This window comes from Cuspidothrix issatschenkoi CHARLIE-1 (assembly GCF_002934005.1).
In the GTDB taxonomy this organism is placed as follows: Bacteria; Cyanobacteriota; Cyanobacteriia; order Cyanobacteriales; family Nostocaceae; genus Cuspidothrix; species Cuspidothrix issatschenkoi.
This window is the reverse complement of the sequence record NZ_PGEM01000120.1, coordinates 1-21,875: the sequence shown is the minus strand read 5'-3', so window position 1 is coordinate 21,875 and position 21,875 is coordinate 1. Positions and strand designations below refer to the sequence as shown.

The window sequence follows — 21,875 nt, the reverse complement described above, 5'->3', positions numbered from 1 at the left end:
TCTTATACCAATTACCAATTACCAGTAAAATAAATTATGCAAAACCGTACTCTGACTTCTAACAATCCTCCTACTAAAACCCAAATGCAAGCATCTACTCAAATTCATAACCGTGAGCCATTTTTACAAATTCAAGAAGTTACTAAAACCTATCCCACCAAAAAAGGACCCTTCACAGTTCTAGATGGGGTAAATCTAGAAGTTGAACAAGGTGAATTTATTTGTGTAATTGGTCACTCTGGTTGTGGTAAATCTACTTTATTAAACATGGTTTCTGGTTTTAATACTCCTACCACGGGAAAAGTATTATTAGAAGGACAACCCATTACTAAACCAGGTCCAGATCGCATGGTAGTATTTCAAAACTACGCGCTGCTACCTTGGAGAACAGCATTTGAAAATATTTATTTAGCGGTAAATGCCGTTTATCCCACCAAACCAGAAGCCGAAAAACGCGCTATTGTTCGTGATCATTTAGCAATGGTGGGTTTAGCTGATGCAATGGAAAAGAAACCCATGCAAATGTCTGGGGGGATGAGACAGCGTGTGTCTATCGCCCGTGCTTTGGCTATTCGTCCTAAAGTATTGATTTTAGATGAACCTTTCGGGGCGTTGGATGCTATCACCAAAGAAGAATTACAAGAAGAATTGTTGAAAATTTGGAATGATAACCGTTGTACAGTTTTGATGATTACCCATGATATTGATGAGGCGTTATTCTTAGCTGATAAGTTAGTAATGATGACTAACGGACCTCATGCCAAAATTGGGGAAGTGATGGAAATTCCTTTTTCTCGTCCCAGAGATAGAGCGAGAATTATGGAAGATCCTCAATATTATCAACTCCGTAACTACGCGCTAGACTTCCTGTTTAACCGTTTCGCTCATGATGATGTAGGTTAGTCAGTATTGCAGACGATCCCTTATTTCTCTAATAATTAAGGGATCTCAATAATATAGTTTTATTGCAGTTTTATATTACAAACATTTTTTAAGTGGGTTTGTCGCTTAAACCAATCTAAAAAATACTAACTGATTATATTCTTTTATCTCCAAATTTTTTTAGCAACTCAGAAACTTGTTTAGAATTTGAACTAGTCCAAATAGTATCGAAACCTTCTGTAGCGTGTGAATAAACACCATCTTCTAACCAGTCTTGTTCCCATTGTTCTATTAACATCCAAACATCATGACTTTTAATTATAACGGACATAAAATCGGGTTTGTTAACCTCGCTCGAAGAAACTTCTTCCCATCCTTTACTAGTCAATTTATAGTACCAACAGTATCTTAATCCGATACTCATATATTTCCTGTTAAGGATCGCAACATATAATATAATTATCCATAATAAAACTATTGTCAATATATTTAAGTACACTCTCAATTATTTTAAAAATACATAGATTAAAAGTGATGTTGGTTGAGTTAAGTAAAAGCACAACCCAACCTCGCTTAACTAAAAATCAAAGTTTTGTAATGTCAGCAATATACCCACTATTTTTTTAACTTGATAATATACAATTTACTCTATTTCGCTATATAATCAAATATATAGATAATCATACAAAATAAACATAGACATATCTATGAACTTCAACATAATTGATATTCAACAAGATACAAATCTTAATTGCTACTCTGTGCTTACAGTAGTCAGAATCCCTGATTTTATAGAATTTATCAATGATATTCATGAACAAAAAGGCAACCTTGATGAGCAGAGGGAAGTTTTACAAACTAGGTCTGCTAAAATTATTCGTAATCAAATGGTGGAAGATTTACTACATGGGGGAATATTGCCTCCTATTGTTTTAGGTAGTATTTCCACTATCAATATAAATGAAAATAATTTTTATAAACTAATTCAAAAGAAACAAGATATCAGTATTTTAGATGGAATGCAAAGAATACAAGCCTTAAAAGATGCTATAAAATACCGAAAGATTAATCATAATCTTAGAGTTGAATTTTGGCTTGCTCAAGATGAAGCTGCTTTATTATATAGAATGTTGGTACTTAATTCTGGTCAAATTCCTTGGGGACTCGATAAACAACTAGAAATAGTTTTTAAGCCAATTATACAAAAATTAAAATCCAGATTTCCTAATTTAGAATATTTGATATCAGAACAAAAATTATATAAACAAGCAGAAATTGTTGAATTATTTTTAGCATTTACTTCTCGCAAAGTAAGAATTGACAAAAAACAACAATTAGCTGAATATCATGCTGCTTTAGATATTATGAGTCTTATCCGAGAAAAATCGGCACATATTATTGATAAATTTGAAGAAATTTTTATCTTGATGACTGAAATTGATCAACTACTTTCAGAAATTGAACCTCGCTATGTTTTTAATAATCAAATTGTAAGAGTTGGATTTATGGTAGCTTGTGCAGAAAAAATTTTTGGTTTATTGGGAAGCAATATTGAAAAAAACCATGCACAAGTAGAGGATAACTTTAACAATATAATTTTAAAATTAAATAAACTTAGAGGTCAAATTCAAGTTCAGGATATTCAACAAAATTATACTTTTTTGGCTTTAGATACTTTAACAGAAAAATTACGTTTTATTCCTAAAGAGAAGCATAGACAAGCTTTTTTAGATGCTTTTAAAGTAATTTTTTCTGAACCTGAAATTAACTCTTTTGCTGTTTGCTGGAATAAAATGTACTAAAAATATGAGCAGAACTATAAAAACATCTATTACAAATGTTACAAACAAAATAAAATCTGTTGTTACTATACAAGAAAATTACACTATTAATGGTGATGATACTTGTGAGAATTGGTTAAAATACCTGAGAATTGATAATAAAGTACGTTTATTTCCTGATTTTTATAGTGCTTGGCTTACTTATCAAAATAATAATTATTTGGTATTAGTTAATCATGAATTTTTATCTAAAATTTCCAGCTTTTTAAAAGAAGAAGATATTAATTCTGGTGTTTGGGTAGGTATTATTGACGAATTAGATTTATCTGTTAAAAAAAATACTGATATATCAAAATTAGAGGAAATTTTAGAAGGTGAGTGGAATATTAATAAAAAAGGATATAAAGAAGTCAATATCGAGGTGGAAATTAATGGAGTTAGCTTAAAAGATTACTTTCCAAGTATTGCTTTATATAAAATCATTAGCAAGTTTTCTCAAAAAGAAGAATTAAGTCAAATTACAGGTATTGCATTAACCGAAAGCAATGGTTATTGTTTAGTACCATATATTCCAGAAGTATTGCAAGAGTTTAAAAATATCTTTAATAATGGAAACAAATATATTCCTTTTGAAAATATTTTGGCGAGTTATGTAGCTTCTGATTTTAAATTTGCTTATTTGGATTTATATAGGTGTATTGAAAGATTACAACCTCTGTATTTTTTCAAGCCTTTTTATGATAAATTGGCATTGACAGATAAATCTCTTGAAGATTTTTATAATGATTTTTTTGAAAACACAAAATTAGAGCCTAAATTTCAAGATTCTTTTAAAAAGTTGCTGGAATCAATAAATGTAGATTACCGATATCAATATCCTAACAAAAATAATGAACAAAATACTAGTCCTAGTAGCTATTTGAATAATCTGAGAAATCAAATAGTTCATTTACGTCCCAACCAAAAGAATGATTTATTACCGAAAACCTCTAATGATTGGAATCTTTTAATATTAGATATGCTCAAAATAGTTCAAGAACTTTATAATACTAATCAAAATTTATTAAGTTAAGTAATAAAATTACATAAATATCTTTATTTTATCTCCGTAATGTAACTCTACTTTCCCAAAAAATCAAGCATTGTTTGCGCTAAACCTTTGGCCGCCAAATATGGAACTCCATTACCAATAGTTTTAAACTTATTCGTGAGTGACATATTCTCTGGCAAAACAAAATTTTCTGGTAAAGATTGGATAGCTAATGCTTCAGCAACAGAAATTCTTCTAATTTTATATGGATGTAAATGTACCTCATTATTACCATAACAAGCTGTGGGAGAATATCGCCATCTGTGCAGACGTTTATAGGATTTTTTAGAATCATCTCCTTCATCAACAATAGTAAATTTAACAATACCTGCCCTAGGTTGAAAATAATCTTTAGCGTTAGGATGATTCAAAACATTATTTTTTCTAAACCAATATTCCACAGTTAATTCTTCAGGAATATCATCAGGACAAGGAAATAGAGAATTTTCCTGAAAGGGGTCAGTTTTGCGCCAAGGGTAAGCAAAAACTTTTTCTTGAGGATATAAAATGTAATTATTCCAAGGGAAAGCACCTTGAGGAAGTACCTCATGGTTACTAATTTTCATACCTATATCTTGGAGAAAATTATTTTTAAACCCAATCAAAATAATTCTGTCTCTATCTTGAGGTACACCGTATTCAATAGCATTAATTAACTTTTCTGTTAAAATATAACCTGCTTTTTGTAACCTTATTTTTGAAGATTCAAAAAATAGGCGGTGTTTTGTCGTTCTCCATAAACCTTTGACATTCTCAAATAAAAAGAAATCAGGTAAGTTTTGACAAATTAATTCGATATAAGCATCTGAAAGTTTACCATTATCTCCTAAATGTCCTTTGTTTTTGCCACCTATAGAAAAATCTGGACAGGGGGGACCACCAATAAAGCCAATTATATGATCTGATTTGCGGGCATCTTTCACCAATTGATTTAATTTTTCTGCTGACGTTCCTGTGATTAATTTGCTAACATCAGCCTCTTCACCTTGATGATATCCATATTCAGGACATGGCAGTTGCAGATTTTCCCGTGCATAACGATATGCAGACATAAAGGGGGGAAAAATTTCATTGACGTAAGCGATGTTATAATCTGTGGTTTCAAACCCTAAGTCGAGGAAACCTGAACCAGAGAAAAATGAGAAAATAATGGGCTTAATGGTCATCAATAAATTAGATAAAATGAAATAGTTAAAAAATAATCCATCAGAAAAATCTGATACTATGATTTATAGCTTAGGTTAAACTACCTTAGAGACATATTAGTGTATTCTATTCTATAACAAGTTACGTTCCAACCTTTTGAATATCCAATGCTGAGATTTTTGGTAAATGGATATAGATAATTTAATAGACAAACTAAAAAGAAAAAGGTAGGTAAAATGAGCGTCCGCGCACTACTATTAGTAAATCGTCATGCCCGTCAAGGACAAGAACGTTACCAACAAGCCATGAGTTGTTTAACTCAATTAGGTTTAAAGATAACTACAGAATCTACAGACAACCCCACAGAATTACCGGCACTGATTCGCCGCTACCATAAGGAAATAGATTTGGTAATTGTCGGTGGTGGTGATGGTACACTTAACGCGACTGTAGAAGCTATAGTTGATACTCAATTACCTTTAGGAATTTTACCTTTGGGAACTGCTAATGATTTAGCCAGAACTTTGGGTATTCCTAATTCTATTCCCCAAGCTTGTCAAATTATTGCTAGTGGAAAATTACGCCGGATTGATTTAGGTTGGGTCAATGGTAAGTATTTTTTTAATGTTGCTAGTTTGGGATTAAGTGTGAAAATTACTCAGGGATTAACTAAGGAAATTAAACGCCGTTGGGGTATATTTGCCTATGCCGCTATTGCATTGCAAGTAATTTGGAAATCCCGCCCTTTTCATGCAGAAATTAAAGTCAATGGAGAATCATTTCTGGTCAAAACTGTGCAAATTGCCGTCGGTAATGGTCGCTATTATGGTGGCGGTATGGCTGTAGTTCATGATGCGGCTATAGATGATGAAAGACTTGATCTTTATAGTTTAGAAATTGATCATTGGTGGCAGATAATACCATTGCTTCCATCTATACGGCAAGGTAGACATATTGATTGGGCAAGTGTCCGGGCTATTCAAGGCCAAGAAATCACAGTATATACCCGCAAACCCCATTCTATTAATACGGATGGAGAAATCACCACCCATACTCCGGCTGTATTTCGTGTCATTCCTAAAGCTATAGCGGTTTTAGTGCCAGAACTATAAGCTTAGTATAGTATGATTAACTTTTTTTAACGATCACAAACATGAATTTAAGGTTTTCCCAAGATATTAAATCCCTACTCCAACGTTTAAGTGAACAACCGCTGACTTTAGGTGACATTCTCACAGAAACTTCCGAGAGGGGTTTTAGCTTGGTAATTACACTGTTAGTATTACCTTTTTTATTTCCTATGCCTCCAGGTTTAACCAGTCCTCTAGGCGGTGCTTGCTTAATTTTATCATTACAAATGGTATTGGGGCGGCGATCGCCTTGGCTACCCAAAAAAATCGCTAACTATCAATTTCCCAGCAGTTTCGCCCAAGTTATTCTGCAAAATCTCCGTCGAGTTACCAAAATTATCGAAAAAATTGCCCGGCCGCGATTGGAAAAAGTGGCTAATCATCCTTTAATTTGGCGATTTAATGGCCTGTGTATCTCTTGGTTAACTATCCTACTCATTTCTCCTGTTCCCTTCACTAATCCTATTCCTACCGTGGGAATTTTACTTTTGGCGATCGCTACCATTGAAGCTGATGGTTTACTAATGTGCATTAGCTATGTAGCTACTGTATTAATTACTTTAATATTTGGTTTCATTGGTTATGCTCTATGGTTAGCCCCCAATTTACTGCCTGCTATTTTCAAATAAGTTTTTGACATTCTTGATTCCCAGTTGTTAGAATAGACATCTCAACGAGAAAAAAGACCCTCAGCTACAAGCCGAGGGCAATGGTTTAATTAAGGTGCATCTACTGTTTGAGTATCCATCCATAATTTTGCTATGTCCGGATAATTTCGGTGAAAATCCTGTTTTTCTATTTACTGATTCTTAAACAGAATATTCTATACTAGCTATAGAATCACTGAGATTTTAAGTATATATTTTTATAATAAAAAACAGCGTTGCTGTAGATACAGCAGATTGCATATCTGTGAGGTACAGAATCTAAATTGAAACCTATACACAAAGCCAGTTTTACCCCTGACTCCTGAATTGTGCTGTAATCTCGCAAACAAAAAATTTATATTCTTGCCAGCCAAAAGTTGAGTTATTACACAAAACTATCTAATTCCGAGAAACAAGCTACAATTTACAATAAGAAATTGTTAAAAAAATTTACGTTGGTAGCTGGAAATTTTTTGTGTCACAGCCTAAGACCACCCAAACCTTTAAATTTGATTCTATTGATGCCGCTTTGGCCGATCTCAAAGCCGGTCGCGCCCTTGTGGTAGTGGATGATGAAAATCGAGAAAATGAAGGCGATTTAATTTGTGCCGCCCAATTTGCCACCCCAGACATGATCAATTTCATGGCGGTGGAAGCCAGGGGGTTAATTTGTCTGGCCATGACAGGCGATCGCCTCGATGAACTAGACCTGCCATTAATGGTCAGCAACCTCACGGATACTAACCAAACCGCCTTTACTGTCAGCATTGATGCTGGTCCCAATTTGGGCGTTAGTACAGGTATTTCCGCCGAAGATCGCGCCCGCACCATTCAAGTCACCCTCAACCCAGCTACAAAACCAGAAGACCTCCGCCGTCCCGGACATATTTTCCCATTGCGGGCGAGACAGGGAGGCGTACTCAAACGTGCCGGACATACAGAAGCTGCTGTAGACCTCGCCCGACTAGCTGGACTTTATCCAGCCGGGGTAATTTGTGAAATTCAAAACCCTGATGGTTCCATGGCACGGTTAAATCAGTTAATTGAATATGCTAAAAATCATCATCTTAAAATTATTAGCATTGCTGATTTAATCAGCTATCGTCTGCAAAATGATCGTCTCATCTATCGAGAAATAATTACCAAACTCCCCAGCCAATTCGGTCAATTTAATATCTACGGCTATCGCCACACCCTAGACAATACAGATCACGTCGCAATTGTCAAGGGAGATCCGGCAAATTTCCGAGATGAACCTGTGATGGTACGAATGCACTCCGAATGTTTAACTGGTGATGCCTTGGGTTCTTTGCGTTGCGATTGTCGAATGCAGTTAGAAGCCGCATTAAAAATGATTGAAAATGCTGGTCAGGGTGTCGTTGTTTACCTACGTCAAGAGGGACGAGGTATTGGCTTAATTAACAAGCTAAAAGCCTATTCCTTGCAGGATATGGGATTAGATACCGTAGAGGCCAATGAACGCTTAGGTTTTCCCGCCGATTTGCGCGATTATGGGATGGGGGCGCAAATTCTGATGGATTTAGGTATAAAAAAAATTCGCCTCATTACCAATAATCCCCGTAAAATTGCTGGTGTTAAAGGTTATGGTTTAGAAGTAGTAGATCGTGTTCCCCTATTGATTGAATCTAATGATTTCAATTCCTATTATCTAGCTACCAAAGCCAAGAAATTGGGACATATGCTGTTACAAACCTATCTACTAACAGTCGCAATACACTGGGAGAATGAACCGGAATCTATCACCGAACGCTATGAACGGTTAGAAAAATTACGCTATTTAGCCAAAACTCACCATTTATTATTACAGGAAGAAGCCCGCCCATTAGGAATTGCTTTGTTTGATCAACCATCTTTAACTGTACATTTGGGCTTTGATCAAGCTAATATTGCTGAAACTAACTGGTATCAACAAAAAGGTCATCCATACCTGCAAGCCATCTGTAAGATTTTAGATGAAATCGCCTCTTTACCCTATATTCAAAAAATGGAATTCCTGATTGCTACTGGTAGCGATCCTTTAAATAATTTGCAGGTGCAGTTAGATAGGCAAACTTTCGCCGATGGTGTATTACCTTCTTCTCTAAAAGATAACTTACAAACTCAGCAAATTTACAGTTTTAGTAAGTAGATTTTGGTGAATTTATAAACATTGATAATAGCTTTAGTTTTATAACTAGAGCTATTTGTTCATTAATAAAAATATTTAATTGCGCTTAATATAAATTCCCAAAATTTAGGGGTTTAGTGGTGCTAAACCCCGATAAATTATTGCTGCTAGAGTAGCTTTCACTACCACAGGTATAGTTTATAGCTTAATTTTAGCCTTGAACAGTGATTTTTCCAGTCATACCAGCGCCACGGTGAGGAGCGCAGTAAAATACGTAGTCACCAGTAGGTGCGTCTGCGGGGAAAGTGGTTGTGACTTTCTGACCAGGATTTAACTGTAATTTACTGTGAGACAAAGATGCTGCTAAAGCTTTACTTTTAGTGGGGTTTTTAGCAGGGTCAAATAGAACGTTGTGGGGAGGAACTTTGTTGTTAAGCCACTCGATTAAGTCACCAGGCTTAATAGTCAACTTGCTAGGCTCAAATTTTAACAATCCTTTGTCAGTACCCAATTTGATGGTGTAGGTTTCAGCAGAAGCGGTAGGAGTGAAAACAGCAAAGCTGCTAACAACTAAAAGAACAGTCAGCACTGCTAGGGTTAAGCGTCTTAAACTAGCTGCAATTAATTTCATGACTCTCTCCTGAGATATAGTTTTTATTTTCCTGTTCTCATTTTAAATACAATCCATGCCAAATATGACAACCTGTCATATATTTATTTTCGTTAATCTGGTTTTGATCCCGGAAACAGCCGATAAATCAAGCTTTTCTGCGTTTAGACCATCCTGAAAAAGTTTTTTGCCCAAAATTGAGAACTCAGGCCACAGGCTATACTGTTCAAGCATATCAGACAGAAAATATCCCAGAAATCAGGGGATTTTGGATATTTGACTCCCTAAAAAAATTGTAGAGTGGCTACATGGAACTTCTCTACAAATGAATTAGTATTAAATTTTGGCAACATTCAATTAAATACTATCGTGGTAAATTACGACTAGCATAAACATCAATAGCATAGGCTGGCACACGCTGTGCATAATTTATGTCCACACCAGTAATAGATTTAGATAAAGTTTCAAAACTTTCAGAAGCCCAGTTGCGTTCATGAATGGGTTTGCTTTGCTCACCCATGAAGTAAGCTAAAGAACCAATTACGGCAACAGCGACCCAACCCACAACAAATAAAGAGATTAAAATAGTCATTTCGAGAACCTCGGTGTTTATTTTTGTAACCTTATGTAAATAAACATAACAGATTGTTAAGGAAACTTGCAAATATTTTTTTGGTGTGCATACCCACCTAGAAGTGAGGTATTCCCCACTGTAATAATTTCGTAACAAAACGTACCCAGAGAAAGAATCATGAGAAAATTATACTTGTACCTACAAGCAACTAATTAAAAATATGCAGATAAAAACAATTTTGTTTATATCTTACTTTTTAATAACTAGCCTAACTGTGTCTAATAGTGCATTAGCTCAAAATCCGGGAACTCCAGGAAAATTTGATCTTTACGTCCTGACTCTTTCCTGGTCTCCTGATTATTGTGCTACAAATCAAAAACCTGACCCCAATCAATGTAATGTAGGTAAAAAACTGGGCTTTGTTTTGCATGGTTTATGGCCGCAATATCAAAAGGGTTATCCTGCTAATTGTTCCAGTCAGAAATTAACCCCAGCTATTAAACAAAAATTTCCTGGTTTGTATCCCAGTGCAGGACTGTATAACCATGAATGGCAAAAACATGGAACTTGTTCTGGTAAAACTCCTGAACAGTATTTAGCATTAAGTAAAAAGTTAAAAGATTCTGTGGCAATTCCCACAGCTTATAATCGTCCTATAAAACCTTTTCGGACAACAATTGCCGGGTTAAAAACCACATTTATTAGTGCTAATAGTGAATTTACTGCTGATGGAATTGCACCCTATTGTTCTGATTCTGGTAGATTCTTAAAAGAAGTATTTTTTTGCTATTCTCCAGATGGTAAAGCAGGTATTTGTAGCCAAGACGTTTTGAAACGTTCTCGCAAAAGTTGTGGACAGGCAGATTTTTTAGTGAGAAGTGTGAGGTAATTATATCTTATATAAGGTGGGCATTGCCCACCATAGAGTCCGTTCTATAAATTCCAATTAAACTGTAACTGGTTGACGAACTTCTACTGGTTCTCCAGTTAAGCTAAAAGCGCGAACTTCGGTAATTTTAACCTTGACTATTTGCCCTTTGAGATGATTAATATCACCTGTAAAGAAAGTGAGACGATTTCCTCCAGTTCTACCCATAACTTGGGTTGGGTCTTTGCTGTTTTGATCTTCTACTAATACTTCTTCAATTCTACCAAAGTAACGCTGCGATCGCTCGGCTGCTTTGATATTAACCAAGTGATTTAATCTTTGCAATCTGTCGCTTTTTACTTCTTCACTGAGTTGATTATCCCATACAGCCGCAGGTGTACCAGGACGAGGAGAATAAGCAGCAGTATTCAATAAATCAAAACCGATATCTTCAACCAATTTCAAAGTATTTTCAAATTGTTCTTCAGTTTCCCCAGGAAACCCGACAATGGCATCGGCACTGATGGAAGCATCTGGCATATACTGGCGGATAGTATCAATAATGCGGCGATATTTTTCGTGAGTATAACCCCGTGACATCGCCTTTAAAATCTCATTATCTCCAGATTGAAAAGGAATGTGGAAATGTTCGCATACCTTGGGCAAATCTGCACAAGCTTTAATTAGTCTTTCCGTAAAATAACGCGGATGGCTAGTAGCAAATCTAATCCGTTCAATTCCTGGTACATCGTGAACGTAGTAAAGTAAATCTGTCAAGGTGTGCAGGTGACGACCTTCAGGAGTAGAACCGGGTAAATCTCGACCATAAGCGTCAATATTTTGACCCAGAAGGGTAATTTCTTTGTAACCTTGTTTAGCTAACTCTTCAATTTCGGCGCCAATAGCTGCCGGTGTGCGGGACTGTTCCACACCACGCACATTAGGAACTACACAATAAGTACAACGTTCATTGCAGCCATAGATAACATTTACCCAAGCGGTCACTTGACTATCTCGACGGGGTTGGGTGATGTCTTCAAAAATGTGAACCGCTTCTGTGGCGACAACTTGATTACCTTCAAAAACAGATTCTAGCAAATCCTTGAGGCGGTTAGCGTGTTGTGGCCCCATGACTAAATCCAATTCTGGCACACGCCGCAGCAGTGCTTCCCCTTCTTGTTGAGCAACACAACCAGCAACTACCAAAGTTAAATCAGGTTGTTCATGTTTGCGTTTCGCTTGTCTACCTAAATAAGAATATACTTTTTGCTCCGCATTATCCCGAATGGTGCAAGTATTGTAAAGTATTACATCTGCTTGATTTGGGTCTTCTGACCACTCAAAGCCAATGTCTTCTAATATACCAGCCATGCGTTCGGAGTCAGCTTTATTCATTTGACAACCGAAGGTAATAATATGGTAATGGCGTTTAGTGGTCATTGGAAATTACGCTTAATTCATAATGTATATCAGGTCTGTTTACCATTGTATAGCAGGAGTTACTCGATTTTGGATTTTGTCAAGTTGTCACAAGCAGTTAAAAGATCCTCGACTTCTTTTTTAACTATTCGCCGTAAGTTCACCAATGACACTGCTATGATATTGGACTGTGGCATTTGCTCCTAGTCTTGGGGCTTACTGCCCATTTAGCATTTTAAACCAATCGTCCGCCTAAGACTGAAGCCGTGATTGGCGACAGGCCGATGTTATTTTTGGAGTTCTATGTCTTTTTCTAATCTCGGCTTGTCCCCTGAAATTATCCGTGCTGTCACAGAGCGAGGATACGATAAACCTACACCAATTCAGAAGCAGGCCATCCCTGTGGTATTGTCTGGTGGTGATATTATGGCTGGAGCGCAAACTGGTACTGGTAAAACTGCCAGCTTCACTTTGCCTCTGTTACATCGCTTATTTACTAATAAAAACGTTCAAAATAATGCTAATGGATCTTCCCCCATTCGCGCATTAATTCTCACCCCGACTCGTGAACTTGCTGCCCAGGTGCAAGAAAGTGTCCGTGATTATGGTAAATACTTAAATCTCAATTCAATGGTGATGTTTGGGGGTGTGAGTATTGGTCCCCAAAAACAGAAATTGAGAACCCGTGTAGATATTTTAGTGGCTACCCCCGGACGACTGCTAGATCATGTTCAACAAGGGACTGTGAACTTGTCCCGTGTGGAAGTGTTGATACTGGATGAAGCAGACCGGATGCTGGATATGGGTTTTATTCATGATATCCGCCGCATTCTCTCCCTTTTGCCTAAACAACGCCAGAATTTACTATTTTCTGCAACTTTCTCAGATAAGGTGAAAACTCTTGCGGCTGGGTTGCTAAATAACCCGATAATGATTGAAGTAGCACGTCGGAACGCGACTGCGGCCACAGTATCACAAAAAGTTTATCATGTAGACCGCGATCGCAAGCGCCAATTACTGTCTCATCTCATTCGGGAAAATAAATGGTATCAAGTCCTGGTATTTAGTCGCACTAAATACGGCGCTGACAGGTTAGTCAAGCAGTTGGGTGAAGACCGTATTCAAGCCCTAGCTATTCATGGAAATAAAAGCCAGGCAGCACGGACCCATGCTTTGTCCAAATTCAAAGATGGGACTTTACAGGTATTAGTAGCAACGGACATTGCTGCACGGGGTCTTGATATCAGCGAATTACCCCACGTCATTAACTACGATTTGCCCAATGTCCCAGAGGATTATGTTCATCGTATTGGTCGAACTGGACGCGCTGGGGCAGAAGGTCAAGCGATATCCCTCGTATGTGTTGATGAACACCATTTGTTGACAGATATTGAAAACCTAATTCAGCAACGTTTACCTAAAGAAGTAGTGTCAGGTTTTAGTGTTAACCCAGAAATTAAGGCAGAACCAATTCCCAATGGACGCAAACCCCCTTCTGGCAGTGGACAGCGGACTCGGCGTTCTGCACCTAAATCTGCTTCCGAAAAGTCAGCTAAACAGCCCTCATCACGCACGGTAACAGGCGCTAAAAAATCTGCTTCTAGTTCACCTAAACCCCGTCGTTCTAGTAAACGCAGATAACAGGGAATAGCCAAGGGGTAGGAGTATGGCTAGCGCCACGCAGGCTATCGCTATCGCTCATTGACCAGTCAGGAGTTCAGGAGAAATAGAGAAGGAAGAAAAATAAAATTTTCTCCCCTGCCCCCCTACTCCCCTAACCAGCAGCAGAATTAGCGGCTTCCATAGCCTTTTTAGAAGCATCCGTGTTACCCATACGGATTTCGGAAGTGAAGGAAGCCATACTAAAACCACCAAACCGTTTAAGGACACTTACCCGCATCCGCAGGTTAGGACTAGCAAACCATAGTCTTTCTTCAGACCACATGGTTTCATATTCAGTAATCAGAGTTAAAGCACCATCATCACCCATTTTATAGCTACCAGCAACGGGGGCTTTTTCTGCATAACCCATTTCCCGGAGTAATTTACCTTCATCTGGGTTGTCTGTGTTGGGGACTGTGGCTAAAACAGTAGAACCTTGATGTTTTTCTTCATCCCATTCCATTGTGCCGTTCCAGGTCACTCGCGCCCCACAGGAAGCGGTATTAGGGTCAATTTCATACTGTTGACACAGTTTAATGACTTCTGGATGGTCAGCAGCTAACATTTCGATGACGATGTCTGATTTGCCGTCTTCTGACTGCTTAAATGCTAAGTGGTGACTGGTGCGATGGGAAAACCACTTGCCAGCACTTAATTCAAAAAATTCTTCAATGTTCATGAACAAATTCGCCCTGCATCACAATCTTAATATCCTCTTTTATTATTAAAAACTAGGAAGAGACTTTATTTTTAACTGAGATTATTTGTTTCCTCAAGTCTTTGCAGAGAAATCCTTGCTGCTTCGGCAACGTTCTCATGACTATCTTTTTCTAGATATTTCAGTGCTGAAATACTTTTAGGCGTGGGTAAATTTCCTAAAGCTTCCGCTAAACGTTGCCGCACTAACCAATCCTCTGATTGGGCAAAGCGCAGAATATGGGTGACAGAATCTAAATCTCGGATTTCGCCTAAAGCAGAAATAGCAGCTTGTTGAATGACTATTTCTTCACTATCTAAAGCCTGAATGAGAATATCATGGGCGCGAGGATCTTTAATATTACCTAAAGAAACAGCAGCACTAAACCTGACTAGCCAGTCTGTATCTTCATAAAATGCCCGTGATAGGACTTCTACGGCTCTGTTATCTTCAAGATATCCCAAAGCTCCGGCCGCATCAGCACGAATGCCATAATCTGGATCTGTTTCCAGAATTTTCACCAGGATAGGATAACACTCCGGGGTTTTTTTAATGCCTAGAGCAAATATTGCCATTGAGCGCAGTTGCAGAGATTGATCATCTAAAACCTTTTTTATTAAAGGTACAGCATCATCAGCCGATATATGACGCAAACTAGCAAGAGCTACCATGCGATCGCGCAAGTTCGGACTTTCTAACTGAGCCGAAATTATTTCTAAACTTGGAGCAGCCATTTATTTGACAGCATTTTCTTAACTTATCTTTACTTTAACGTAATTCTGGCAATCTAGACTGTGATTTTTGTGGTTTTGATAATTTTTCTGATTATTTTGCTGCTAAAAATCCATCAGAAATACATTTATCATGTCCATCAAATCAATCATAAAAATCATAGTTCAGACTTTTGTCTGATTTTTTGGACGCAAATAACAATCAGATTTCATACCTATACTGTGTCTTGGGTATGAAGAGAATAAATCAGAGTAGACGTAGGGTTAATGGAACGACTGTTAAAGACAGCGACATAAGATTAGGAGAATAATCATGGTTCAACTTAGTGAGCGTCCAGGCACAAAAAAAATCAGCAATTTACAACAGATGTTTATCTATGGAATTAACTCCATGTATGATGCTGAAAATCGCTTTTTAGAAGCCCAGCAGATGATGTGGGAATGTTGTCAAAACAGTAAATTGAAAACAGTGATTGAGCCACATATTCAAGAAACCCAGCAGCACATTAAAAATCTGGAACAGGTGTTAAATATCTGCGGAGAACAACCACAAAGAATTACTTGTGATGTTGCCTCTGGGTTAATTAGTGAATGCCAAAAATTTACCCTTCTAGCGGCTGATAATTCCAAAATTGCAGATTTAGGACTAGCAGGATGGCATAACAAAATTGAACAACTGGAAATTGCTGGTTATCGTAGTTTGATTAAAGTTGCTCAACAAATGGGACAAAACCAAGTTATTCAGTTGTTAGAACAAAACTTGCATCAAGAAGAACAAACATCACAAAATCTTGAGGAGTTGATAATGCAGTTACTTGCAGACGCAAAAACAAGTGAAGGTAAGACTACTGCTAAATCTCGTTAGGTCATTTTATTCCTAAACAAAAATCCCCGTTTTCTGTTGAAAGTCGGGGATTTTTACTTGGAGATTTTGAGCAATGAAATATCGCAATAATTCAGGAGTCACCGAGTCAGGCGGGGCGAACGGCTGTTCGCCCGTACAGGAGTCAGAATATTTATTGGTAGCAATAATCTGATTAGTGACCTAAAACTCTGATTCATTCTACCTCCTGTATTCTGTATCCTGAATCCTTATCACAAATCTATAAACTAGGAGGGAGAATCAAATTATCAATTTGATGGATAACACCGTTACTACCTTCGATATCTGCCTTAGTTACCGTTGCATCATTGACTTGAACACCATTATTAACTTCCACAGTAATGGGATCTCCTTGTAAGCTTTTTACTTCCCCAGATTTCAAATCGCTGGAGAGTACCTTACCAGACACTACATGATAGGTTAAAACCTTGATTAATACTTCTTTATTTTCTGGCTTTAATAAATCTTGTAATGCGTCTTGTGGTAGTTTGGCAAATGCTGCATCTGTGGGAGCAAAAATTGTAAAAGGACCTTCTCCTTGTAAAGTATCTATGAGTCCTGCTGCTGTTAAAGCTTTAACAAGGGTTTTAAATGAGCCATTGTCATTGGCCAACACTATTAAATTCTTTTTTTCTGTAGGAGTTTCTGTTTGTTTTGGTTTGGGTTTGGGAATAGGAAGGGTTTGATTGGATCTAGTACTCCGATTATAGGGCGGTTCGTTAAATATATTGGGGCTGGGATTGACTACTTGTTGTGCTGAGGATGGTAGAGTAATTACTAGACTAAGACTAGCAAATCCCATGATACCAAGGACTTTGATAAATAATTTGCCGTGATCAGGGTTCATAAATTTTTTCTCTTGAATTGTTTATACTTTATATCAAGAGTGATCACATTTTGCCAACTATAGGAGTTTGGTTTGATGACTCAAGGGATTTGTGGATGTTTAGCAATTAAATCGGAGTCCTCCAGCAAAAATATGATACTATTAAAGGCGAATATTCCAGAAAAATCTCCAGTTTTTGCGGACAATAATCAATATGGTTTTGTCATTGATTTGCAGCAAAAAAACAATGATTGATCGGAAAAATTGTCAAAAATAAAGATACAATTATAAAGTTGATAAGCCAACAAGCTGCAAAATATACTATATGCTAGAACTATATCAGTGGGAACTATCTCAATTTTCAGAAAAAGTGCGTTTAATTCTGGACTATAAAGGTTTAGAGTATCGCAAAATCGAGGTTGCACCAGGGATTGGTCAACTAGAATTATTTAGATTAACAGGACAAAAACAAGTCCCAGTCTTAAAAGATGGCAATAGATATATTGTAGATTCTACCGAAATTGCTAAGTATTTAGACTCAGAATATCCAGATCGGCCGCTGATACCAACGGAGCCTAAAAAACGCGCTTTAACTTTATTATTAGAAGATTGGGCGGATGAGTCTATAGGTGTGAAAGGTAGAAAGGCTTTGTTTGCAGCTATCAGTCAAGATCAAAATTTTCGCAAGTCTTTGTTACCGGTTTCTACTCCTGATATTCTCAAAACTTTTGTGGAAGGTGTTCCTGGTGATTTTCTGTCCGCGCTGGGTTTTGGTGTCGGTTTTAGTCCAGAGGTAATTAATACTGCCATTACTAGCCTAAAACAAGATTTAGATATTCTGACTCAATTGTTGGTAGATAGTCCCTATTTAACAGGAGATGAACCTGGTTTGGCTGATTTAACGGTAGCTAGTTTGTCAATGCTGTTGAAGTTTCCTGATGGTGCTTATTTAGACTTACCAGTATCTCTTAGAGGCAAGGGATTACCCATCTTTGCGGACAATCCTGATTATGAAGCATTTTTCTCCTGGCGCGATCGGATCTACACACAATTTAGAAAACCATTACCAGGAATTACACCACCAGTAGGAAATGCACCTACGAGTATTCAAATTGATTAGGTGACTGTTGACTGTTGACTGTTGGGGAGAAATTTTTTTCTTAACAACTGACAACAAACAACTGACAACTGACAACTAACAACGGACAACTGACAAAAATGAATTTGGGATTACCATTAGGTTCAGTTATTGAAGGTTCTCTAACTGGAGGTTTAGAAGTTAGATTACATCCAGATATATCTGTCGAAGATATGCGGGTAGGTAAATTTCTCGTAGTGCAGGGGATGCGATCGCGCTTTTTCTGTATGCTTACAGATGTATCCTTGGGTATGGCAAATGACCGCATTACTGCTAGTCCTCCTAATTGGGAAGATAGTTTTTTGCGGGAAGTATTGGCTGGTAGCGGTACCTATGGGATGATCAACCTTGCACCGATGTTGATGTTTACCCCTGAATCTCAAGAACCTGGCTTTTCTACTAATGGTAAATCCCTTAACCCCTTTATTCCATCGTCTACGGGTTTGGCATCCTTTCAACCCCAAACGAGTACGACGATGGAATTATTACCTGTGAAAACTATTCCTAGTCACTTTAGCCAAGTTTATGAAGCAAGTGAAGAGGACTTCCGCAAAGTGTTTGGTTGGGAAGATGATCCGCAACGGAAAAACTTTTCCATCGGTAAACCTTTAGATATGGATGTGCCGATTTGTATTGATTTAAACCGCTTTGTGGAACGGAGTAATGGCGTTTTTGGGAAATCTGGTACTGGTAAATCTTTTCTGACACGCTTAGTTTTAGCCGGCGTAATTCGTAAAAATGCGGCTGTGAACCTAATTTTTGATATGCACTCAGAATATGGTTGGGAAGCAGTGGCAGAAGGTAAAAATGTTAACACTGTTAAGGGCTTAAAACAGTTATTTCCTTCACAAGTAGAAGTTTATACCCTTGATCCAGATTCAACCAAGCGCAGAGGTGTACGGGATGCACAAGAACTGTATCTGAGTTATGAACAGATTGAAGTTGAAGATATTAAACTATGTAATCGGGAATTAGGACTTTCTGAAGCTGCCTTAGATAATGCCAATATTCTCTATAGTGAATTGGGTAAATCTTGGATTATTCAATTGCTGAATATGAATAATGAAGAAATTGAGATGTTTTGTGAGGAAAAGCGGGGACACAAAGGATCTATCATGGCATTACAGCGCAAGTTATTCCGGTTAGATAGTTTAAAATATATGCGTGGTACTTGTCCGCAAAATTATATTAAAAATATTGTCCAATCTCTAGAAGCTGGGAAAAATGTAGTTATTGAATTTGGTTCTCAGTCGAATATGCTCTCATATATGTTGGTGACAAATATGATCACCAGACGCATACATCAACATTATGTGAAAAAAGCGGATAAATTTCTCCAAAGTAAAAATCCTTTGGATCGGCCGACACCATTAATGATTACAATAGAGGAAGCCCATCGGTTTCTTGACCCGGCGGTGGTACAAAGTACAATTTTTGGAACTATTGCTAGAGAACTGCGGAAATATTTTGTAACACTTTTGGTAGTTGATCAACGGCCATCAGGCATAGATAATGAAGTTATGTCTCAAATCGGTACTCGCATTACCGCTTTGCTGAATGACGAAAAAGATATTGATGCGATTTTTACAGGTGTCTCTGGTGGGAGTGGTTTACGCTCAGTTTTAGCTAAGTTAGATTCTAAGCAACAAGCTTTAATTTTAGGTCATGCTGTGCCGATGCCTGTGGTTGTACGTACCCGTCCCTATGATTCTCAATTTTATGCTGACATTGGGGCGATCGCTTGGGAAGAAAAGTCGGACGAGGAAGTATTTACCGCAGCCGAATTAGCAAAAGCAGACTTAGGCTTTTAGAAGAAGGCAGGAGGCAGAAGGCAAGAGTTAAGAGTTAAGAGTTAAGAAGTGTGGCTAGGTCACGCTGGGCTATTAGGAGTAAGGGCTGGGAAACCCCGCCCCTTTAGGAGTTCAACAGTTAACCGTTAACAAGTAAGTTGCGTAACATCACACCATTTTCAAGCTACTCAAGTTCGGTTATCCCGATACCTGAAAGCAACTTGAGAGGGGGTTTTCGCGCCACTATGGACATATCAACACAGTTTAAGGAGCTAAAGTAAAATAGTGATTCACTTGTTGTCTATTTTTGGGACTCGATGACTGAAACATTTATCCTCTGGGAACTTTACTATTCAGTCCGTTTGCCGTAACATAGAACCAAAGTAAACTCATACTGACTCCGTTTTTTAGACGAATACTAGATAATTACCAAAAAATCATTGCAACAAAAATTTAAACAACACAGTCGAAGGTACTTTCTAGGCCAACGCCAATATTTAGGGAGGCTAAGAGAAGAGATTTTTAGAGTTGTAACATCTTTACAAAGGCTTGATCAATGTAACTGCTGATCATTTTTCCCTATTTTCTAGTGATGTATACTGTAAAATTACCAATTGCCTTTGTATCAAAAATATTAATTATGTTTAGGAAGTAGAGGATAAGAAGCCCATGCCTACTGTTAACAATCATACGGAAAAAATCAACACCAAATTTACGGCTGATATGGTGCGAACCTATCTGCGAGAAATTGGCCGTGTACCTTTGTTAAGCCGTGAGCAAGAGATTGTTTATGGTAAGCAAGTACAGCAAATGATGACGCTGATCGAGGCTAAAGAAGCTTTAAGCAAAGAAATTGATCATGAGCCTAGTGTAGCAGAATGGGCAGCCCATGTTAATCAATCGGAAACCCAATTAAATCATCTGGTGATGCAAGGTAAACGTGCCAAGCAAAAAATGATTGAAGCGAATTTACGTTTGGTTGTGGCGATCGCCAAAAAGTACCAGAAGCGCAATATGGAATTTCTGGATTTAATTCAGGAAGGAACTTTGGGACTAGAAAGAGGTGTGGAGAAATTTGATCCCATGCGGGGTTACAAATTCTCAACCTATGCTTACTGGTGGATTCGTCAAGCTATTACTAGAGCGATCGCCCAACAAGGTCGTACCATCCGCTTACCAATTCATATTACCGAAAAACTGAACAAAATTAAAAAAGTGCAACGGGAATTAGCACAAAAGTTGGGAAGATCCCCGTCACCCTCGGAAATAGCCCACGAACTGGAGTTAGAACCCGCCCAAATTCGGGAATATCTCAACATGGCGCGTCAACCTGTTTCCTTGGATGTGCGTGTTGGTGATAACCAAGATACCGAACTCCAAGAAATGCTAGAAGATGATGGGCCATCACCGGAATATTACACAACTCAAGAGTTTTTGCGTCAAGACTTGAATAACTTGCTGGCGGAACTCACACCCCAACAGCGCCAAGTGTTAGCCTTACGTTTTGGTTTAGAAGATGGTAATGAAATGTCCTTGGCGAAAGTCGGTGAACGGTTAAACCTTAGCCGCGAAAGAGTTCGTCAATTAGAACATCAAGCTCTTGCACATTTACGTCGCCGCCGAGCCAATGTCAAAGAATACGTTGCCAGCTAGAGATGCGGACGCACAACAGCGTATTTTAAAACATCCCTCGTGGTGATGCGCCCCCTGAATTCAGGGGGCGATTTTTTTGTTTAGGGCTGTAATTAGGGGTTGCTGAAAAAGTTGTCTGTGAGGAGAGGGAACAGGGAACAGGGAACAGGGAACAGGGAAACAGGGAACGGGAACAGGTAACAGGGTAACAGGTAACAGGTGGAACAGGGAACAGGGAACA

The 21,875-nt window shown here is 37.9% G+C and carries 21 protein-coding genes; 13 read left to right on the top strand and 8 right to left on the bottom strand.

Going from position 1 to position 21,875, the window contains the following annotated elements; genetic code table 11:
* The first annotated feature begins 36 nt into the window (after positions 1-36).
* Entirely contained in the window at positions 37-903 is an 867-nt protein-coding gene (locus CUN59_RS15690) for a nitrate ABC transporter ATP-binding protein (protein WP_438501822.1), read from the top strand.
* A 133-nt stretch (positions 904-1,036) separates the two neighbouring features.
* On the opposite strand, the gene CUN59_RS21510 is transcribed toward CUN59_RS15690, so the two are convergent.
* Positions 1,037-1,213 (bottom strand): hypothetical protein, encoded by a 177-nt coding sequence (locus CUN59_RS21510; protein ID WP_165790217.1) that lies wholly within the window; start codon positions 1,211-1,213, stop codon positions 1,037-1,039.
* A 376-nt stretch (positions 1,214-1,589) separates the two neighbouring features.
* Here CUN59_RS21510 and CUN59_RS15680 point away from each other — a divergent pair, with 376 nt between their 5' ends.
* Positions 1,590-2,684, top strand: coding sequence for a hypothetical protein (locus CUN59_RS15680; protein WP_104388723.1), 1,095 nt, complete (start codon positions 1,590-1,592; stop codon positions 2,682-2,684).
* 4 nt (positions 2,685-2,688) lie between these two features.
* Complete coding sequence (locus CUN59_RS15675; protein ID WP_104388722.1) at positions 2,689-3,735, top strand: hypothetical protein; 1,047 nt, start codon at positions 2,689-2,691, stop codon at positions 3,733-3,735.
* Between the two features lie 47 nt (positions 3,736-3,782).
* On the opposite strand, the gene CUN59_RS15670 is transcribed toward CUN59_RS15675, so the two are convergent.
* Complete coding sequence (locus tag CUN59_RS15670) at positions 3,783-4,919, bottom strand: DNA cytosine methyltransferase (RefSeq protein ID WP_104388721.1); 1,137 nt, start codon at positions 4,917-4,919, stop codon at positions 3,783-3,785.
* 216 nt (positions 4,920-5,135) lie between these two features.
* Between CUN59_RS15670 and CUN59_RS15665 the strand changes: the two genes are divergently transcribed.
* The 3 genes from CUN59_RS15665 (at position 5,136) to ribBA (ending at position 8,825) form a co-directional block, all read left to right on the top strand.
* Positions 5,136-6,011, top strand: a complete 876-nt coding sequence (locus CUN59_RS15665) for a lipid kinase (protein ID WP_104388720.1) — start codon at positions 5,136-5,138, stop codon at positions 6,009-6,011.
* A 41-nt stretch (positions 6,012-6,052) separates the two neighbouring features.
* A complete protein-coding gene (locus tag CUN59_RS15660; protein ID WP_104388719.1) occupies positions 6,053-6,658 on the top strand; it encodes an exopolysaccharide biosynthesis protein in 606 nt (201 codons plus the stop codon).
* A 493-nt stretch (positions 6,659-7,151) separates the two neighbouring features.
* Positions 7,152-8,825, top strand: a complete 1,674-nt coding sequence (gene ribBA, locus CUN59_RS15655; protein WP_104388718.1) for a bifunctional 3,4-dihydroxy-2-butanone-4-phosphate synthase/GTP cyclohydrolase II — start codon at positions 7,152-7,154, stop codon at positions 8,823-8,825.
* Positions 8,826-9,015: 190 nt separating this feature from the next.
* Here ribBA and petE read toward each other — a convergent pair whose 3' ends face one another.
* Positions 9,016-9,435: a plastocyanin gene (gene petE / locus CUN59_RS15650; protein ID WP_104388717.1), complete on the bottom strand. Its 420-nt coding sequence runs from the start codon at positions 9,433-9,435 to the stop codon at positions 9,016-9,018.
* A gap of 343 nt (positions 9,436-9,778) precedes the next feature.
* A complete protein-coding gene (locus tag CUN59_RS15645; RefSeq protein ID WP_104388716.1) occupies positions 9,779-10,006 on the bottom strand; it encodes a photosystem II protein, Psb35-related in 228 nt (75 codons plus the stop codon).
* A gap of 256 nt (positions 10,007-10,262) precedes the next feature.
* Here CUN59_RS15645 and CUN59_RS15640 point away from each other — a divergent pair, with 256 nt between their 5' ends.
* Complete coding sequence (locus CUN59_RS15640; RefSeq protein WP_243406965.1) at positions 10,263-10,877, top strand: ribonuclease T2 family protein; 615 nt, start codon at positions 10,263-10,265, stop codon at positions 10,875-10,877.
* 57 nt (positions 10,878-10,934) lie between these two features.
* Here the strand turns inward: CUN59_RS15640 and miaB are convergent, their stop codons facing one another.
* The gene (gene miaB, locus CUN59_RS15635) at positions 10,935-12,296 is read right to left on the bottom strand and encodes a tRNA (N6-isopentenyl adenosine(37)-C2)-methylthiotransferase MiaB (protein WP_104388714.1); all 1,362 of its coding nucleotides are present in this window, start codon (positions 12,294-12,296) and stop codon (positions 10,935-10,937) included.
* Positions 12,297-12,578: 282 nt separating this feature from the next.
* Between miaB and CUN59_RS15630 the strand changes: the two genes are divergently transcribed.
* A complete protein-coding gene (locus CUN59_RS15630) occupies positions 12,579-13,916 on the top strand; it encodes a DEAD/DEAH box helicase (RefSeq protein WP_104388713.1) in 1,338 nt (445 codons plus the stop codon).
* A 133-nt stretch (positions 13,917-14,049) separates the two neighbouring features.
* Here the strand turns inward: CUN59_RS15630 and CUN59_RS15625 are convergent, their stop codons facing one another.
* The gene (locus CUN59_RS15625) at positions 14,050-14,616 is read right to left on the bottom strand and encodes a phycobiliprotein lyase (protein WP_104388712.1); all 567 of its coding nucleotides are present in this window, start codon (positions 14,614-14,616) and stop codon (positions 14,050-14,052) included.
* A gap of 71 nt (positions 14,617-14,687) precedes the next feature.
* Complete coding sequence (locus tag CUN59_RS15620) at positions 14,688-15,368, bottom strand: HEAT repeat domain-containing protein (protein ID WP_104388711.1); 681 nt, start codon at positions 15,366-15,368, stop codon at positions 14,688-14,690.
* 310 nt (positions 15,369-15,678) lie between these two features.
* On the opposite strand from CUN59_RS15620, the gene CUN59_RS15615 reads away from it, so the two are divergent.
* Positions 15,679-16,230 carry a YciE/YciF ferroxidase family protein gene (locus CUN59_RS15615; RefSeq protein WP_104388710.1) on the top strand — a complete coding sequence of 184 codons (552 nt, stop codon included), beginning with the start codon at positions 15,679-15,681 and terminating at the stop codon, positions 16,228-16,230.
* Positions 16,231-16,468: 238 nt separating this feature from the next.
* Here the strand turns inward: CUN59_RS15615 and CUN59_RS15610 are convergent, their stop codons facing one another.
* Positions 16,469-17,095: a fasciclin domain-containing protein gene (locus tag CUN59_RS15610; protein ID WP_104388709.1), complete on the bottom strand. Its 627-nt coding sequence runs from the start codon at positions 17,093-17,095 to the stop codon at positions 16,469-16,471.
* Between the two features lie 75 nt (positions 17,096-17,170).
* Between CUN59_RS15610 and CUN59_RS21505 the strand changes: the two genes are divergently transcribed.
* From CUN59_RS21505 to CUN59_RS15595, 4 genes are all read left to right on the top strand, one after another.
* Positions 17,171-17,329 carry a hypothetical protein gene (locus tag CUN59_RS21505; protein ID WP_165790216.1) on the top strand — a complete coding sequence of 53 codons (159 nt, stop codon included), beginning with the start codon at positions 17,171-17,173 and terminating at the stop codon, positions 17,327-17,329.
* A gap of 70 nt (positions 17,330-17,399) precedes the next feature.
* Positions 17,400-18,194 carry a glutathione S-transferase family protein gene (locus CUN59_RS15605; RefSeq protein WP_104388708.1) on the top strand — a complete coding sequence of 265 codons (795 nt, stop codon included), beginning with the start codon at positions 17,400-17,402 and terminating at the stop codon, positions 18,192-18,194.
* 98 nt (positions 18,195-18,292) lie between these two features.
* A complete protein-coding gene (locus CUN59_RS15600) occupies positions 18,293-20,023 on the top strand; it encodes a helicase HerA domain-containing protein (protein WP_104388707.1) in 1,731 nt (576 codons plus the stop codon).
* A 648-nt stretch (positions 20,024-20,671) separates the two neighbouring features.
* The gene (locus CUN59_RS15595; RefSeq protein WP_104388706.1) at positions 20,672-21,655 is read left to right on the top strand and encodes an RNA polymerase sigma factor, RpoD/SigA family; all 984 of its coding nucleotides are present in this window, start codon (positions 20,672-20,674) and stop codon (positions 21,653-21,655) included.
* The last annotated feature ends 220 nt before the right edge of the window (positions 21,656-21,875 follow it).

Excerpts from the sequence above, each read along its gene's own strand:
- CUN59_RS15670 (WP_104388721.1), bottom strand. The coding sequence starts at position 4,919 with ATGACCATTAAGCCCATTATTTTCTCATTTTTCTCTGGTTCAGGTTTC.
- CUN59_RS15690 (WP_438501822.1), top strand. The coding sequence starts at position 37 with ATGCAAAACCGTACTCTGACTTCTAACAATCCTCCTACTAAAACCCAA.
- CUN59_RS21510 (WP_165790217.1), bottom strand. The coding sequence starts at position 1,213 with ATGTCCGTTATAATTAAAAGTCATGATGTTTGGATGTTAATAGAACAA.
- CUN59_RS15605 (WP_104388708.1), top strand. The coding sequence starts at position 17,400 with ATGCTAGAACTATATCAGTGGGAACTATCTCAATTTTCAGAAAAAGTG.
- CUN59_RS15630 (WP_104388713.1), top strand. The coding sequence starts at position 12,579 with ATGTCTTTTTCTAATCTCGGCTTGTCCCCTGAAATTATCCGTGCTGTC.
- CUN59_RS15620 (WP_104388711.1), bottom strand. The coding sequence starts at position 15,368 with ATGGCTGCTCCAAGTTTAGAAATAATTTCGGCTCAGTTAGAAAGTCCG.
- CUN59_RS21505 (WP_165790216.1), top strand. The coding sequence starts at position 17,171 with ATGACTCAAGGGATTTGTGGATGTTTAGCAATTAAATCGGAGTCCTCC.
- miaB (WP_104388714.1), bottom strand. The coding sequence starts at position 12,296 with ATGACCACTAAACGCCATTACCATATTATTACCTTCGGTTGTCAAATG.
- petE (WP_104388717.1), bottom strand. The coding sequence starts at position 9,435 with ATGAAATTAATTGCAGCTAGTTTAAGACGCTTAACCCTAGCAGTGCTG.
- CUN59_RS15615 (WP_104388710.1), top strand. The coding sequence starts at position 15,679 with ATGGTTCAACTTAGTGAGCGTCCAGGCACAAAAAAAATCAGCAATTTA.
- CUN59_RS15680 (WP_104388723.1), top strand. The coding sequence starts at position 1,590 with ATGAACTTCAACATAATTGATATTCAACAAGATACAAATCTTAATTGC.
- CUN59_RS15665 (WP_104388720.1), top strand. The coding sequence starts at position 5,136 with ATGAGCGTCCGCGCACTACTATTAGTAAATCGTCATGCCCGTCAAGGA.
- CUN59_RS15625 (WP_104388712.1), bottom strand. The coding sequence starts at position 14,616 with ATGAACATTGAAGAATTTTTTGAATTAAGTGCTGGCAAGTGGTTTTCC.
- CUN59_RS15610 (WP_104388709.1), bottom strand. The coding sequence starts at position 17,095 with ATGAACCCTGATCACGGCAAATTATTTATCAAAGTCCTTGGTATCATG.
- CUN59_RS15645 (WP_104388716.1), bottom strand. The coding sequence starts at position 10,006 with ATGACTATTTTAATCTCTTTATTTGTTGTGGGTTGGGTCGCTGTTGCC.
- CUN59_RS15600 (WP_104388707.1), top strand. The coding sequence starts at position 18,293 with ATGAATTTGGGATTACCATTAGGTTCAGTTATTGAAGGTTCTCTAACT.
- CUN59_RS15660 (WP_104388719.1), top strand. The coding sequence starts at position 6,053 with ATGAATTTAAGGTTTTCCCAAGATATTAAATCCCTACTCCAACGTTTA.
- CUN59_RS15675 (WP_104388722.1), top strand. The coding sequence starts at position 2,689 with ATGAGCAGAACTATAAAAACATCTATTACAAATGTTACAAACAAAATA.
- CUN59_RS15595 (WP_104388706.1), top strand. The coding sequence starts at position 20,672 with ATGCCTACTGTTAACAATCATACGGAAAAAATCAACACCAAATTTACG.